This is a genomic window from Vibrio sp. OPT18, from assembly GCF_015163615.1.
In the GTDB taxonomy this organism is placed as follows: Bacteria; Pseudomonadota; Gammaproteobacteria; order Enterobacterales; family Vibrionaceae; genus Vibrio; species Vibrio coralliirubri.
Window position 1 is genome coordinate 1 of the sequence record NZ_JADDYK010000056.1, and the last position, 205, is coordinate 205.

The following is a 205-nucleotide window of genomic DNA, read 5'->3' on the forward strand; positions in this document are numbered from 1 at the left end:
TGTCATGCCAATGGCATTGCCCGGTAGCTAAGTTCGGAATCGATAACCGCTGAAAGCATCTAAGCGGGAAGCGAGCCTTGAGATGAGTTTTCCCTGGCACTATAAGTGTCCTAAAGGGTTGTCGTAGACTACGACGTTGATAGGCAGGGTGTGTAAGTGCTGCGAGGCATTGAGCTAACCTGTACTAATTGCCCGTGAGGCTTAA

At 49.8% G+C, this 205-nt stretch carries 1 rRNA gene; it reads left to right on the forward strand.

Annotation, left to right across the window (positions count from 1 at the left end):
• Positions 1 to 205 (forward strand): 23S ribosomal RNA (locus IQQ51_RS15005); the annotation flags it as partial.